We start from the raw sequence: 14,883 nt of genomic DNA, 5'->3' as shown, positions 1-14,883 counted from the left end.
CGCGCCCGCCCCCACGCTCAAGGCCATCCAGAAACCAAAGCAAGGAGACGTTTCATGAGAAGTCAGCTCGCCATTCTGGCTCTGCTGCTGGGTAGCACCGCCCTGCCCGCCGCGGCCGACGAAGTCCCGACCGAAACCCTGAACGCATGCCAGACCGCCGCCAACGCCAAGAAACTCAAAGGCGAGGCGTTCAACAAAGCGGTTGGCGACTGCATCGCGAAAGCCCGCCCGGCCAACCCGGCCGTCACCCCGGCCGCCGTGCCGCAAGAGAAGAAGCAGAAGTGCGGTGCCGCCGCCAATGCCAAGAAGCTCAAAGGCGCTGAGCGCGAAGCCTTCATGAAGCAGTGCTTCGAATCAGGCGTCACCACCGGCGATTCCTCCGCCGCGGTGCCCGCCGAACTCAAGGCCGCCTGCGACGCCGAAGCCAACCAGCGCAAGCTCAAGGGTGCAGACCGCAGCAGCTTCGTCGCCGAATGCGAGAAACGCTGAACGCCTAGCACTCCGCAAGAGCGCCTCGCGTACGGGCGCGGTGCTCTTGCCTCACGCTGGCCGCGCAACGCGGCCACACAGCGCACACGCTATGCGCGCACCACACCGTGCAGCGTATCCGCGCACTAGAATGCAGGCCCTGCCCTGCAACGCAAACGCACCCGCCCACCACCCATGCCGCGCCTCGCACACCTGACGACGCTCGCCCTGGTCGCCTGCCTGCTCAGTGCTTGCGCCAACGTCCACCTCGCCGGCCCTTACAACCAACGCGCGATTGAACAAGCACAACGCGATTCGATCGAATGGCAGAAGATCGGCGTGCCCGAGCGCGCCGCCGACGCCAACGCCCGCGCCCACCAACTGCAGCAGCGTGTGGATCGCGACGAAGTCAGCTTCACGGAGTTCGCGTTGTCGGTGTTGATGGATGCGTTGTTTGGTGGATGGCGCGATGCGCCGGGGAAGCAGTAGTCGGAATTCACTCTCAGCCGCCAGTGCGGCCGGTCTGCGTCGGTCGGTCACGGTGACTACTATCCCTTGCAGCCGAACTGAACCACGTCATTCCGCTTGGCGATATGATCTCTATGAAGCGGGGCAATACAGAGCGTGTATTTGCGACGTTCGCGCGGTCTTCGTTACAGCGCGGGGTCGAGCCGGTGTTCTTCGCCCGGCGGCGAATCGGCGTATCAGGACGTCACCTCAGGTTAATTTGTCATCTGACATCTAGTTAGGGTTAGCCACCTTGGGGCCACTATGAGCGATCGACGCGCGAATATAGAAGCCGTACTACAGCGTGTCGATGAAACACTGGAAACTGCGCAGCTCGGCCTGTCCGACTTGCTTGATACAAGCAGAAGTCGGCGCATGAGTGGGTTACGAAACCTCATTGCATTCGGTCGCTCAGTTACCTTCGTCTTGCAGAACCTAAGATCCGTTGTTGGTCGAGATTTCGACGCGTGGTACGAGCCACACCAACAGTCGATGAAAGACGACCCTCTCATGCGTTACTTCGTTGAGGCGCGGAACGAATTGGAAAAGCAGGGCAAGTTGAGCGTTTCAACTAGCGCTCACATTAGCTCGTTCTCACCAGGCGATATTACGAAATTTGGTCGTCCACCAGCAGGAGCAACAACGTTTTTTATTGGCGACCAATTAGGTGGCTGCGGATGGGAAGTTGAACTCGCCGATGGATCAATAGAGAAATACTATGTTGAACTTCCGACGTCCATCGGCGAAGTCAAACAGCACTTCTCAAATCTTCCAGAGGCAATCGCGCCTGAGTTGAAGGGCGCCACGATCGAATACTTATCACAACGGTATATTGAACGTCTCGCCTCTCTCGTGATAGGCGCACGTGAGCATTTTTTGGGGTTGTCTCCACCCCACGAAAAGAAGAAAAGGCCGTCGCATCTGAAGCTCGTGAAGTGAGACAAACGGCCGACCGTCCGTTGCAGGGGACCGCCCGCAAGCGACGCGTGCGGCCCCCCTACACGCTTCACACTCAAGTGGTCCCTGCAGAGTTAGCACTCCATGCCCGCACCATTCTCGATTTAGCTCTACCGCTGGCTGGCGAATACCCACGTTGATTTGCGACCGCTCGTCGACCGGGGTCCCGCCCCCGGCGGGCGTCTTACTTTCTGGCAACAGCACCAGAAAGTAAGCAAAGAGTGCCGCCCCGCTTCAACGCCGCGCGCTTCGCGCACGGTCCCCTCCGCTGCTCAAAGCATCGGGTGTCTGCGCAACTCGCCCTCGCTACGCTCGGAGCTCGGACAGTGCTCGCCACCGCCGCGCTACGCGCGTCGGAACCCGATGCTTCTGCGCTGCTCGGCGTTTCAGAGGGGATCGAGAAGCGTCGACGTGCGACGGTTATCGTCGGGTTTTGACGCAGGAGAATTTCTGTCGGCGCAGCCCCGGACTCCGCTGCCCGCCATCCGGGCTACGCACAACGCACAGGCGTTGTGTCGTGGATGGTTTTGACTTTCGCGTCCCGTCGAGAGCGCCGAGTAGCGGAGCGCGGCCGGGAAACAGGCCGAGGACTGTTTGAGCTCCGAGCGCAGCGAGGGCGAGTTCCGCAGGCCCCCGGTCGTGCGAGCAACGCAGGGAAGTCAGGTGCGTAGCACCTGGCCGCGAACGCCGGGTGCCCTTCTCTTTGGTTCCTTTCTCTTGGGCAAGCAAGAGAAAGGAACCCGGCCGCCGGGACGGACCCCCGGCCAACGCACTGTTGAACAACAACACACGGTTGATCAAGCCAGGGCCATCACATCGCTCAACCAAAATTGCGACGCGCCAACATCCCTCTGGCGCGAGCAGCTTCGCAGCCCACGCCGGTGGCGCTACGCTTGCCCCTTCCACAGCGAGGGCAACGCCAATGGCCGACGACACCACGCCACCCCGCAACTGGTTCGACCAGGGCGGCGAAGCCTATGCGCGCTTTCGCCCCGAATACCCGGCCGAAGTGACGCAGTTTCTCGCCTCCGTTTCACCCGGAAGAGCACTGGCAGTTGATGTCGGCTGCGGCAATGGCCAGCTGACCGGGCATTTGGCGCAGCACTTCGACAAGGTGCTGGGGCTGGACCCGAGCGCTGACCAGATCACGCACGCTACGCCGCATCCGCGCGTCGAGTATGGATGCGCCGCTGCAGAGCGCTTGCCGGTCGTGGACCACAGCGCGGATCTCATCACCGCCGCGCAGGCCGCGCACTGGTTCGACTTACCGCGCTTCTACGAAGAAGTGCGGCGCATCGCCGTGCCGCACGCCGTTGTGGCGCTGGTCAGCTACGGTGTGTTGCGACTGGATGAAGGGTTGGACACCCGTTTCCGACACTTCTATTGGCAGGAGATCGGCCCCTACTGGCCCCCGGAACGGAAGCTCGTCGACAACGGCTACGCCGATCTACCGTTTCCGTTCGATGAACTGGCGGCGCCGGTGCTGGAGATCTGCAAGGCGTGGACGTTGGAAGAGTTGCTGGGCTACATCTCGACCTGGTCGGCTGTTCGCAACGTGCGGGAGGCAGGGCGTGAGAGCATCCTGCAGCACTTTGCCGCAGACCTGGCGCAGCTATGGGGCGAGCCAGCGTTGCGAAGGGAAGTGCGCTGGCCGATCAACATGAGGGTGGGAAGGCTTTGAGTGCTCAGCGCCGCGATTGCGAACGTCCGGTGGTCGGGCGGCGGTTCGGGCTGCAACACGTTGGCGCAAACCGGAGAATTCGTTCTCATCGCCAAGACACAACAAGGCCCGCGGCGATGCCGACGAGCACGACTGCGCCGGCGTGGTGCAGCAGCCCGTGGTATCTGCTGAACGCAGCCAGTGTGCGAGGCTGCGTGAACAACCAGCTCACCGAGCAGTCCCAGAACAGCACAACGGCGACCATCCAGGCCGCGGCGACACCCCTGCCCAACATCGTCGTGTCCTTGCCCGCCAGCACGGTGAATAGTGTCAGGTAGAACATCGCGTTCTTCGGATTCAGAATGCCGGACGCAAATCCACGCCCAAAGAAGGCCGGAAAATCGGACCGCTCAGCTGGAGCTACGGACACGGACCCCGACGAGGCCGCCCCCCTCCAGAACTGCATCCCCAGCCAGGCCAGATAGGCACAGCCGCTCCAGTACATGAGGGCGTAGGTAAGCGGGCTGCGTTGAAGCCAGGTCACGCCGCACAACGCCGCGATGATGAAGACACCATTGGCGCACGCGATGCCCAGGGCGGTCTGGTAGCCCGCGCGCCGGCCGTAGCCCAGCGAATGATTGATGAGCAGGAAGAAGTCGGGACCGGGGCTTAGCAGCGCGAGAAAATGGGCGCCAGCGAGCACCACGAATTGTTGCCAGGACATGCGGAACTCCGTCAGATACAGAGCCGCAAAGGTGATTCACGATTGGTGATCGGGTATAGAAGGATATTGCTCAGCGGCCAATCCGACGCTGATAGTCGCCCGGCGTAACGGAGACACGCTGGCGAAATGCCCGCTGAAAGTGGCTTTGGTCGCTGAAGCCGAGTTGCAAAGTAACATCGGCGATCGCTTCGCCATCGCGCAGCAGTCCTCGCGCCTTATTCACTCGGCAATCAATCTGGAAGGCATGAGGCGCAAGCCCGGTATTCAGTTTGAAGACGCGAATCAGGTGGTATCGGCTGACGCCGAATAGCTTTGCAAGTTCGAGTATCGACAGATTCTGATCACAATGGCGATCGAGGTAGGTCGTTAGATCGGCGACCCAACGCGGAGGCGATGCCTCAGGTGCGACGGCATCAAACGCGAGGCCGCCGACAAAATCAATCAGTGCTTCTTCTTTGGCTGCGGCGGACGCTGGGCTGAACAGTAGGTCGTTCAGCTGGCAAAAGCGTCGGTACGAGTCCGGCTCTCGAAAGCGCTTTGGCCGCGCCGCGGGCATTGCGTTAGCGTGTTGAGCAATCTCGTCATGCAGGGTACTGACCCACCCCACGTCGAGATACAGCATTTGGTAGCTCCACGCGGCCTCAGGTATCGGGTTGCACGCGTGCACACAGTTGGCGGGGATCAGCACAACATCGCCTGCGTGCAGGGGTAGGTCGTCCCAGCCATCCACCTGCAGCAACGAACGCCCGGCATCAACAGCGCCGATGGATAGCGTCGGGTGGGTGTGCGGTCGATAGCAGGCGCGGCTCTGCCACGCACGGCGGCTTTCAACGAACGGCAGTGCGGCGTCACGCCAGAATTGTTGTTGCGTCATCGGTGCGATTGCTCAGCGCATGAATGCCTGGCGATCATGGCACATCGCACGTCGCGCCACCGCACCGGTTGCGCCGTCGGCCAACGCATTCTGCGTCGGCCGCGGCACCCGCGCAGCGCACTCAAATGCTCTTGAGCAACTCCTCGCGCTTCTTCTCGTACTCCGCATCCGAGATCAGCCCCTTGTCATGCAGGCGCTTGAGCAGCTCGAAGCGCTCTTCCTGCGCCTTGATCGCGGGGCTCGCGCCGGCGGGTTGCGCAACGGCCGCGGCGGCACCGGCTGCGGGTGCCGCACTGGTAGCGGCCGGCTTGGCCTGGGCGGCGAGCGGCACACGCAGCCAGTCGCTGCGTACTAGGGTGACGCCGGCCTGCGGGGCAGCGACGAGGGCGACGGTCTTTTCGGCTTCAGCGCGTGAGCCGTGGTTGAAGTTCACGGTGAGCTGGCTGCCCTGTTCGGTGCGGACTTCATGCATGACGTCGCGGCCGGCTTCGCCGACCAACACGTTCAGCGCGCCGTCTGCATAGAAGGCGCGGCCGGCTGCGGTGAGGGTGCGGGTGTAGCCGCGCTCCTTCTTCGGGCCGGTCGAGACGAAGAGCACGTCTTGCGTGCCGTTCGCGACACCCAGTGCGGCCGCGAGCGCCATCTGCACGCGCTTGATCTCTTCCGCCGAGAAGAGCGGCAGCACCTCGCCGCGCGCGGAGCGGTACTGCAGCTTCGCGAGCGCAGCGGCGAGTTCGGCTTCGCCAATTTCGGCAGGCTGCTGGTTGGGGGCGTTGTCGGGCGGGCCGCCGCGCTGGCTGAGTTCGACGCGGTCGATCTGGTTCCAGTACAGCGCACCTTGCGGCGCGGCGCGCCAGGCTTTGACCTTGGCCGGCGTGAGATCGAACAGGCTGGTCAATGCGTCGGCGTGCGCCGGCCCGGCGAGCAAACCGAGGGCCAGGGCAGACACGCTCACGAGGGTACGGAATCTTGGGGACATACCTGACATCCTTTCAGTCAGCGGCCGGGCCAAGCCGGCCAATATGCAGCGCGCTGATGCGCACCGTGATCACCATGGCAATCAAACCACGCCTGTCGGCCAAACGCCAAAAGCGGGGCACGCCGATGAGGCGCCCCCGCGGGTATTTCGCGACCGGTCACACCCACCTTTTGGGCGGATGTGACCGACGGGTGATCACCACCAGGCTTCAGCTTGAACGCCGATCGTGCTGCCGCTGGTCTGCGTCACGTCACGACCCACGCTCTGCGCTTCGGAGCTCCAGCGGTACGGGTTGGTAACGCTGTCGCTCCACGAGGTGTAGTTCCAGTAGAGGCGGAAGGTCGGGCGCGACCACGGGTCGTTGCCGGCGCTCAGCGCGAGGGTCGGCGTGATCTTCCACATCGACTGGCTTTCGCCCTGCGACGGCGAGACATGGTTGTAGCCACCCTCAACCAACCAACGGAACGGGCCGGAGATCTGGCCATCGAGGCGGGCGCCGATTGCATATTCGGTGCTGTCGATGCCGTTGTTCTTGGCCGAGTTCTTGCGGTACCGCGCGATCGCGTCCCAACCCATCTTGGCGCCCGTTACGAAGCCCGATTGCTGGATCGTGATGTCGAACACGTCCTTGTCGTTCTCGTAGCTGGTGTAGCCGATACCGATGAGGTTCGAACCACCGAGCACGCCGTTGAGGTTGTGATACGCGGCGATGTGGGTGGTGGCGTTGGCTTCCGGCGCCGTGGTGACCGGCGTGGTGGAATGGTCGTCGCGGTTCGAATCCTTGCGATAGTGGCCGTAGAACGACAGCGTGCCTTCCGGCATCGTCTTCACGCCAGCAAAGCGGGCCGAGATGGTGTTGCCGGACAGCGTTGCGAAGCGGTCGGTCGAGGCGTTGCCGTAGATGTCGCCATGCCAGGCCACCGAGAACTTGCCGACCCCGAAGTCCATGTCTTCGATACCGACACCGTCGCCGTCCAGGTTTTCCAGGAACTCATCGTTGATCCCGGTCTGCAGGCGCTGGTAGTAGCGCTTGCCGCCCCAGATGCGGCCGTTGAGCAGTTGCGGCACGTTCTCGCCGAACAGGTAGATCTGGCCGAACTCGGTTTTCAGCGTGCTGCTGCCGCCAACTTCGCCCCAGCGCTGATACGTCTTGGGCATCACCGTGACACCCCAGGCCGACTTGTCGGTCGGCGATGCGATGCGGCCGGTGAAGGTGGGTTCGATCACCGTGTCGCATTCGTTGCCGAGACGGAACGGATTGATCGACCCGAGGCCGTAGCAGGCGCCCTTGCCGCCATCGGCGTTGATCCCCATGCCGGCGCGCATGTAACCGTGGAACTCCAGCGCCTCGGCGCAGAAGGCCACGCTGCTGAAGCCGGCCAGCGCCAGCGCAAACGTGCTGCCTACAACGATGTGCTTCATCTCCTACTCCTCCTTGGTTGAGCGCCGCTTACTGCGCCCTGGTCGTCGTGCGGGGCGTTATAGCCCCTTTTGTGAAAACGTTTTCATTGCTGCCCTGTGCATGTACGCCATGAACAGGACCAGCCCTCCACCCGAAAAAGGGCGTTGGGAGGCGGCCTGAGGACCACCTCCCAACCGAAGCCACTGAAAGTGGCGGGAGGTGAACCTGGTGTTGCGCCGGCCGTGACGCCGATCGCGCTGAGCGCGGCCCTGCGCTCATGCCATCACCTGCACCGCGCGGCCGTCCGGACGGAACAGGTGGCAGGCGGCCGCGTGCGGACGCAGGCCAATCGCGTCGCCCGCGCGCAGGCCGCTGCGGCTACCCGGCGCCTTCACGGTGACAACCTGATCGGTGCCGTCGATCGCGGCGTAGACGATGGTGGTGTCGCCGAGGTGTTCGAGCAGGTCGACGCGCGCGGAAATGCCATCACCGGCTGGCGCCAGATCAAGGTGTTCCGGCCGCACGCCGAGGGTCAGCTCGCTGCCGGCGTCGGCCGCGATGCTGCGCGGCAGTTCGAAGCCCGAGGCGCGGCCGACCTTGAGCGCGATGCTGTCGGCCCGGCGCTCGGTGATGGCGCACTGGATGAAGTTCATCTTCGGGCTGCCGAGGAAGCCGCCGACGAACTGGTTGGCAGGCTCCTGGTACAGATCGAGCGGGCGACCGACCTGCTCGATCACGCCGTGGTTGAACACCGCGATGCGGCTGCCCAGCGTCATCGCCTCGACCTGGTCGTGGGTGACGTAGATCATCGTGGTGCCCAGTTCTTCGTGCAGCTTCGAGAGCTCGATGCGCATCTGCACGCGCAGGGCGGCGTCGAGGTTGGAGAGCGGCTCGTCGAACAGGAAGACCTTAGGCTTGCGCACGATCGCGCGGCCAATCGCGACACGTTGACGCTGGCCGCCCGAGAGCGCCTTGGGCTTGCGATCGAGCAGATGGGTGATCTGCAGGATCTCTGCGGCGCGGCCGACGGCGGCGTCGACCTCGGCCTTGGGCTTGCCGGCGAGCTTGAGCGCGAAGCCCATGTTCTCGCCCACCGACATGTGCGGATACAGCGCGTAGCTCTGGAACACCATCGCGATGCCGCGCTCGGAAGGCTGCACATCGTTGGCACGCTTGCCGTCGATCAGCAGATCACCGCCGGTGATGTCTTCCAGGCCCGCGATCATGCGCAGCATGGTGGATTTGCCGCAGCCCGAAGGGCCGACGAAGACCATGAATTCACCGTCGGCAACGTCGAGGTTGATGCCCTTGATGACTTGCGGGCCTGATTCGTAGGTCTTCTCGATGTTGCGCAGATGCAGGGTGGCCATGTGCTTACTCCAATCCGGTAGCGGCGCGCTGCGCCGTGATGTAGCCGCGATACCAGTGGGCGCTGTCCTTGAGCACCCGGCGCTGGGTCGCGTAGTCGACGTAGATGAGCCCGAAGCGCTTGGCGTAGCCGGAATCCCACTCGAAGTTGTCGAGCAGGCTCCAGGCGAAGTAACCGCGCAGATCAACGCCCTGCTGCAGCGCCGCCGCCGCGGCTTCGAGGTGCCAGCGCAGGTAGTTCACGCGGTCGGCGTCGTGCACCGCATCGCCTTCCAGCGTGTCGGGCGTGGCGGCGCCGTTCTCGGTGATGTAGATCGGCGGCGGGTTGTAGCCGCGGGCGAGGCGCACCAGGTGTTCGGTCAGCCCTTCCGGGTAGACCTCCCAGCCCATGTCGGTGAAGCCACGCTCGCCCGGCGGCTGCACGCGGCCTTCGCCGCTGCAGTAGCTGCGCATGTAGTAGTTGAGGCCTAGGAAATCCATCGGCTGGCCGATGATCGCCATGTCGCCCTGCTCCACTTGCGGCGCATCGCTGCCGAGGTGGGCGACGACATCTGCCGGATAGGCACCGCGGAACAGCGGGTCCATGTACCAGCGGGTGGAAAGGCCATCGGCAAGGCGCGCGGCGCGACGATCGGCCTCGCTGTCCGGGTTGGCCGGGTAGGCCGGGCTCTGGTTCAACACGATGCCCAGTTGTGCCTTGCAGCCGGCGGCACGCATCGCCTGCAGCGCCATGCCATGCGACAGCAGCAGGTGGTGCGACACCAGGAAAGCCGCCGCGCGATCGCGCAGCCCCGGCGCGAACTGCCCGGTCTCATGCCCGAGGGTGGCGGTACACCAGGGTTCGTTGTGCGTTGCAATCGTTTTCACGCGAGATCCGAAACGCCGCGCGAATTCCGCGGCGTACTCCGCAAAAAGCGCACAGGTCGCACGGTTGCGCCAGCCGCCGGCGTCTTCAAGCGGTTGCGGCAGATCCCAGTGGTACAGCGTGGCGTGGGCGGCGATGCCGGCTTCGTCCAGCGCATCGAGCACGCGGGCGTAGAAGTCCCAGCCCTTTTCATTCCATGCACCGCTGCCGGTGGGTTGCACGCGCGGCCAGGCACACGAGAAGCGGTAGTCAGTCACGCCCATCTCGCGCATCAGCGCGATGTCTTCGCGATAGCGTTGGTAGTGCTCACAGGCGATGTCGCCGGTGTCACCGCCGTCAGTCTTGCCGGCGGTGTGGGAGAAGGTGTCCCAGATCGACGGTCCGCGACCGTCAACCTGGGTGGCGCCTTCGATCTGGTAGGCGCTTGTGGCAACCCCCCAGGCGAAGTCGGCCGGAAACAGGTGCTTCATCTTGGACTCCGGAATGATGTCTTTTGTGGTCTTCATTACGCGCAGTTCGTTGTTTTCATTCAGCCCTTGACCGCACCTGATGTCAGCCCTTCGATCAAGCGCCGCGAGGCGATGACGAACAGCACCATCAGTGGCAGCACGGCAATCGCCGAGCCCGCCGAAATCGCACCCCACGGCACTTGGCCGGTGCCTTGCAGCGCACGCAGCGCCAGCGGCACGGTGAACATGTCCATGTCGCGCATGATCACCAGCGGGCCTGCGAAGTTGTTCCAGGTTCCGATGAAGGTGATCAGGCCGAGCGAGCCGAGCGCAGGGGTCACCAGCGGCAGCACGATGCGCCAGAAGATGCCGAACTCGCTGCAGCCGTCGATGCGCGCCGCCTCGACGAGTTCCTTCGGGATCGCGGTGCCGATGAACTGGCGCATCATGAAGATGCCGAAGGCGCCGCAGGCACCGGGCACGATCAGCGCCTTGGCCTCGTTCATCCAACCGATCGCGCTCATGATCAGCACGGTCGGGATCATGAAGATGAAGGCCGGCAGCATCATCGTCGCCATGATCACGGCGAACAGCGATTCGCGGAACTTGAAGTGGTACATCGCGAAGGCGTAGCCGGCGAGCGAACAGAAGAACAGGTTCAGCACGGTGACCGAGAACGCGATGAAGAAGCTCAAGCCCAGGTTGCGCCAGAAGAAGGGCAGCTTTTCGATCAGCAGGCGCACGTTCTCGATGAACGCGGTGCCGAACCACAGCGGCGGCGGTACCGACAGGATCTCGGTGTTCGTGTGCGTCGCGAAGACGAACATGAACCAGAACGGGGCGAGCATGATCACGCCACCAAGGGCAACGATCACATAGGCGAGCCAGCGGCTGGGGCTCACGCGCTTTCTGACGGCAGCCATGGCCTCAGTCCTTCTGAGCAAAGAATTTGTTGTTGGCCCAGGTCATCAGGCCAATGATCACGAACAGGATCCATGCGACCGCGCTCGCGGTGCCGAAATCGCTATCGACGAAGGCGGTGTTGTACATGTGCATCGCGGCGGTCTTGCCAGCCTGATTGATGCCGCCCGTGCCACCGGTGATGATGAAAGGCTCTTCGAAGAGCTGCAGGTTGCCGATGATCGTCAGCGTCACGGCGAAGAACATCATCGGGCGCAGCAGCGGCACCGTGATGTGCCAGAACTGCTGGCGTGACGATGCGCCATCGATCGTTGCAGCTTCATACAGATCACGCGGAATCGTCTGCAGGGCCGAGAGGTAGAGCACCGTGTTCCAGCCCACGTAGCGCCAGAACACCAGCGATGAAATCATCCATTTCGTGTATTGCGGCTGGGCCCAGTCCACATTGGTCGTGGGGAACAGCCAGGCGAGCGGGTGCAGGCCGGCAATGCTGAAATTGCCGATGCTGGTGAGCGCCATGTTGATGACGCCGAAGTCGCGTGAGAACAGCGAGTTCCACACCAGCGCGATCGCGACCGTCGAGGTGATGAAGGGCAGGAAGTACACGCCGACCACCGCGTTGCGATGCTTGCGCAGGTAGGTGTGGGCAAAGTAGGCCAGCGGTATCGCGACCAGGTGCTGCGGCAGACCCGAGACGATCGCGATCCAGAAGGTGTTGTAGAGCGACTTCTGGAACCAGTCGTCTTCGAGCACGAACTTGAAGTTCTCGATGCCCACCCATTCCATGCCCTGCAGGCCGGTGGACGGGTCCCAGGTCTGGAACGCGAGCCACATTGAAAACAGCAGCGGGAACAGGCCAAAGACCAGGAACAGGATGAAGAAGGGCGAAATGAAGACATACGGCGCCCATTCCCATGCCTGCAACTTGCGGCGGCGCCGCGGCGGCGAGGCAGCCAGTTCGCTGGCGGCAGGGCTGTCGGAACTCGTGACGGACATCATGCAACTCCAGTGTTTCGGGGGGCCGGAACAGGCGGTGGGGGTTCGGGGGGTGCCTGTTCCGGCGGGCTAGTGCTTACTTCTTGCGACGAACGCGCTTCTCGATCTGGGTCTGCGCATCGGCAAGGGCGGTCTTGATGTCCTTGTTCTGCTCAAGCACCTTGTCCAGTTCGGCGTTCACGATGTCCTGCGCGGTGCCGTCGAACTTGTCGACCGCCACGGCCGGGATCTTGTCCGCCGCAACCTTCCACAGCTGGCGTGCCTTCTGGCCGCCGAGGAACTCGATCGGCTGGTCGAGGAAGGGGTCGTTCTGCGCTTCGATCAAGGCCGGGAATGCGTCGAGCTTGCGGAAAGCCTCGATCTGCATGTCCTTGTTGAGCGTCATGAACTTGATGAACTCCCAGGCTTCCTTCTTGTTCGCGGCGGCCTTCGGGATCGCGTAGAACGAACCGCCCCAGGACGCGAAGCCGCCGTTCGGCAGCTGGGCCGAACGCCAGTTGCCCTTGGTGTTCGGGGCCAGCCACTGCGCGAAGTGACCGGCGAGCCAGGCACCCATCATCTGGGTTGCGACCTGGTTGCGCTTGAAGCCTTCCGACCATTCCGGCGACCACGCGGCGATCTTGGCATCGAGGCCCGCGGTCCGCGCCGCCTTGGCAAGCTCGAAGGCCTTCGCAAAGCGCGGCGAATTCACCAGCACCTTGCCCTTGCTGTCGAAGTAGATGCCCTCGCCGTCCTTGAGGCCGGTGCGGATGTAGATGTCCTTCAGGTCCACCGCGTTGGAGAGCAGGTAGGTACCGGATGCGGCCTTGAGCTTCTTGCCGCTTTCAAGGAAGGAATCCCAGCTCTTGGTCAGGTCGCCTTCGCTGATGCCGGCCTTCTCGAGCAGGTCCTTGCGGTAGAACAGTGCGCCGGGGCCGATGTCAGCCGGCATCGCGGCGACATTGCCGACCCCGCCGGTGGCCTGCGGGAAGGTGAACTTGGCGAACTTGTTCTGGTACTGCATCGCGCTGTAGGGCGCCTTGCTCAGATCTTCCAGGCCGCCCGATTCGGCGAACTTGCCGATGAAACCGACTTCAACCGCCATCACGTCCGGCAGGTTGGTGCCGGTGGCCAGCGCGGTCGTCATGGCGTTGTGGTGGTCGCCGAAGGCCAGGCTCACCAGCTTGATCTCGACATCGGGGTGGGCCTTCTTGTACAGCGGAATCGCCGCCTTGACCGCTTCGTCAAAGCTCGGGAACGACGCGACGGTTACGGTGGTGGCGGCCTGGGCGCAAGCGAAGGCCAAGCCGAAGCTCAGCCCGAATGCGATGCGCGTCAGTCGGTGGGTGACAGTCATCCTCTTCTCCTCTGGTGTGCCGGGCGCGAGTCTGTCACGCCCGATTGATCTTGCACGCTTCACGTCTTTTTCTGAAAACGTTTTCACGCGACGGGCACATTGAAAAGCAATTCCCGGATGAAGTCAACGGCTTGACGCAAATTGCTGATTGCCGCGCAACGTTCGGCAAATTAAGGGGATAGCGAATCCCGCTCGCACCATTTAAGTGCCGCGTGTTCTAGAATCACGGACAACCCAGCGGTGCAATGCCATGAAAACGACTGCCAAGCCAAGTATTCGCAAGAAGGACCCGTCCATGCCCTCCGGTGCCACGTTGATCGAGGTGGCCGAGGCGGCGGGGGTTTCCGCCAGCACGGTGTCACGCATCCTCAACGGCACTGCGCGCGTGTCGGCCGACAAGCGCAAGGCCGTCGAAAAGGCGATTGTTGATCTGAACTTCACACCCAACGTGCTGGCGCAGAGTCTCAAGCGCGGGCAGTCGAAAACGATTGGCGTGATCACGCAGGCGGTGGACAGCCCGTTCTTTACCGAGACCCTCAAGGGGATCGAAGACGGCATCAGCGGCAGCGGGTTCGCCGCGCTGATCGTCAGCGGCCACTGGAACCCGGATGAGGAAGCGGAGCGCGTCGGCCTGCTGATGGCCCGCAAGGTGGACGGCATCATCATCGTCAGCGGCAACATCCCCGACGACCAGATCGTGCGCTTCTCCGAGCATGTGCCGATGGTGGCGACCGGCCACGGCTGCGAATCGGACCGCCTGCGCGCAATCCGTGTCGATAACGTGTGGGGCGGCTACCGGGCAACGAAGCACCTGATCGAATTGGGCCATCGCCAGATTGCCCACATTGCCGGTATTCCTACCCTCACTGACGCCACCGATCGCCTGGCCGGCTACAAGCAGGCGCTGGAGGAAGCCGGCATTCCGTACAACGACGCGCTGGTGGTACAGGGTGACTTCCGCGAGTCCGGCGGCCTGCTGTGCGCAAACCAGTTGCTCGATCGTGGCGTACCGTTCACCGCGTTGTTCGCCGCCAACGACCAGACCGCCTATGGCGCGCGGCTGGCCTTCTTCCGCCGCGGCATCCGTGTGCCGGACGACATCTCGCTGATCGGCTTCGATGATCTGCCCGGCAGCCCCTACACCACGCCACCACTCACGACGATACGACAGCCGGTGTACGAAATCGGCCGCATGGCCGCCGCCGCGATGCTGGCCCTGATCGGCAACAAGCCCTTCAAGATCGAACCCCCGCAGCTAGAGCTGACGATCCGCGAAACCACCCGGCGCCTGCGCTGAGCTGGTACCCGCCAATCATCGGCCGGACGACGGTCCGGCCGCGTCGCCTGTGGTCAGATGCGCTCAGTCGCCGACGAGCA

14 protein-coding genes are annotated in these 14,883 nt (G+C 63.4%); 5 read left to right on the top strand and 9 right to left on the bottom strand.

Annotated features, from left to right (window positions below; all coding sequences use genetic code 11):
- Nucleotides 1-54: 54 nt before the first annotated feature.
- The 4 genes from JY500_RS00905 to JY500_RS00890 all read left to right on the top strand — a co-directional run bounded on the left by JY500_RS00905 (nt 55) and on the right by JY500_RS00890 (nt 3,613).
- The gene (locus JY500_RS00905) at nt 55-489 is read left to right on the top strand and encodes a PsiF family protein (protein ID WP_172201750.1); all 435 of its coding nucleotides are present in this window, start codon (nt 55-57) and stop codon (nt 487-489) included.
- Between the two features lie 174 nt (nt 490-663).
- The gene (locus JY500_RS00900) at nt 664-957 is read left to right on the top strand and encodes a hypothetical protein (RefSeq protein WP_206254744.1); all 294 of its coding nucleotides are present in this window, start codon (nt 664-666) and stop codon (nt 955-957) included.
- 282 nt (nt 958-1,239) lie between these two features.
- Nucleotides 1,240-1,914 carry a hypothetical protein gene (locus JY500_RS00895; protein ID WP_206254743.1) on the top strand — a complete coding sequence of 225 codons (675 nt, stop codon included), beginning with the start codon at nt 1,240-1,242 and terminating at the stop codon, nt 1,912-1,914.
- A 940-nt stretch (nt 1,915-2,854) separates the two neighbouring features.
- A complete protein-coding gene (locus JY500_RS00890; protein WP_206254742.1) occupies nt 2,855-3,613 on the top strand; it encodes a class I SAM-dependent methyltransferase in 759 nt (252 codons plus the stop codon).
- A gap of 85 nt (nt 3,614-3,698) precedes the next feature.
- Here the strand turns inward: JY500_RS00890 and JY500_RS00885 are convergent, their stop codons facing one another.
- The 9 genes from JY500_RS00885 to JY500_RS00845 all read right to left on the bottom strand — a co-directional run bounded on the left by JY500_RS00885 (nt 3,699) and on the right by JY500_RS00845 (nt 13,506).
- The gene (locus JY500_RS00885) at nt 3,699-4,316 is read right to left on the bottom strand and encodes a LysE family translocator (protein ID WP_206254741.1); all 618 of its coding nucleotides are present in this window, start codon (nt 4,314-4,316) and stop codon (nt 3,699-3,701) included.
- Nucleotides 4,317-4,386: 70 nt separating this feature from the next.
- Entirely contained in the window at nt 4,387-5,190 is an 804-nt protein-coding gene (locus tag JY500_RS00880) for an AraC family transcriptional regulator (protein WP_206254740.1), read from the bottom strand.
- A 121-nt stretch (nt 5,191-5,311) separates the two neighbouring features.
- Nucleotides 5,312-6,169 (bottom strand): SHOCT domain-containing protein, encoded by an 858-nt coding sequence (locus tag JY500_RS00875; protein ID WP_206254739.1) that lies wholly within the window; start codon nt 6,167-6,169, stop codon nt 5,312-5,314.
- Nucleotides 6,170-6,364: 195 nt separating this feature from the next.
- Nucleotides 6,365-7,591, bottom strand: a complete 1,227-nt coding sequence (locus tag JY500_RS00870; RefSeq protein ID WP_172201770.1) for a carbohydrate porin — start codon at nt 7,589-7,591, stop codon at nt 6,365-6,367.
- A gap of 255 nt (nt 7,592-7,846) precedes the next feature.
- Nucleotides 7,847-8,941 carry an ABC transporter ATP-binding protein gene (locus JY500_RS00865; RefSeq protein WP_206254738.1) on the bottom strand — a complete coding sequence of 365 codons (1,095 nt, stop codon included), beginning with the start codon at nt 8,939-8,941 and terminating at the stop codon, nt 7,847-7,849.
- A 4-nt stretch (nt 8,942-8,945) separates the two neighbouring features.
- A complete protein-coding gene (locus JY500_RS00860; protein ID WP_246479733.1) occupies nt 8,946-10,310 on the bottom strand; it encodes a GH1 family beta-glucosidase in 1,365 nt (454 codons plus the stop codon).
- A gap of 23 nt (nt 10,311-10,333) precedes the next feature.
- The gene (locus tag JY500_RS00855) at nt 10,334-11,176 is read right to left on the bottom strand and encodes a carbohydrate ABC transporter permease (RefSeq protein WP_172201776.1); all 843 of its coding nucleotides are present in this window, start codon (nt 11,174-11,176) and stop codon (nt 10,334-10,336) included.
- 4 nt (nt 11,177-11,180) lie between these two features.
- On the bottom strand, nt 11,181-12,170 hold the full coding sequence (locus tag JY500_RS00850; RefSeq protein WP_172201778.1) for a carbohydrate ABC transporter permease: 990 nt from the start codon (nt 12,168-12,170) through the stop codon (nt 11,181-11,183).
- 76 nt (nt 12,171-12,246) lie between these two features.
- Entirely contained in the window at nt 12,247-13,506 is a 1,260-nt protein-coding gene (locus JY500_RS00845; protein WP_172201789.1) for an ABC transporter substrate-binding protein, read from the bottom strand.
- 250 nt (nt 13,507-13,756) lie between these two features.
- Between JY500_RS00845 and JY500_RS00840 the strand changes: the two genes are divergently transcribed.
- A complete protein-coding gene (locus tag JY500_RS00840; protein ID WP_246479732.1) occupies nt 13,757-14,803 on the top strand; it encodes a LacI family DNA-binding transcriptional regulator in 1,047 nt (348 codons plus the stop codon).
- The last annotated feature ends 80 nt before the right edge of the window (nt 14,804-14,883 follow it).

It is taken from the genome of Niveibacterium microcysteis (genome assembly GCF_017161445.1).
Lineage (GTDB): Bacteria > Pseudomonadota > Gammaproteobacteria > Burkholderiales > Rhodocyclaceae > Niveibacterium > Niveibacterium microcysteis.
The sequence above is the reverse complement of the archived record's forward strand: the minus strand, read 5'-3'. Positions and strand labels throughout refer to the sequence as shown.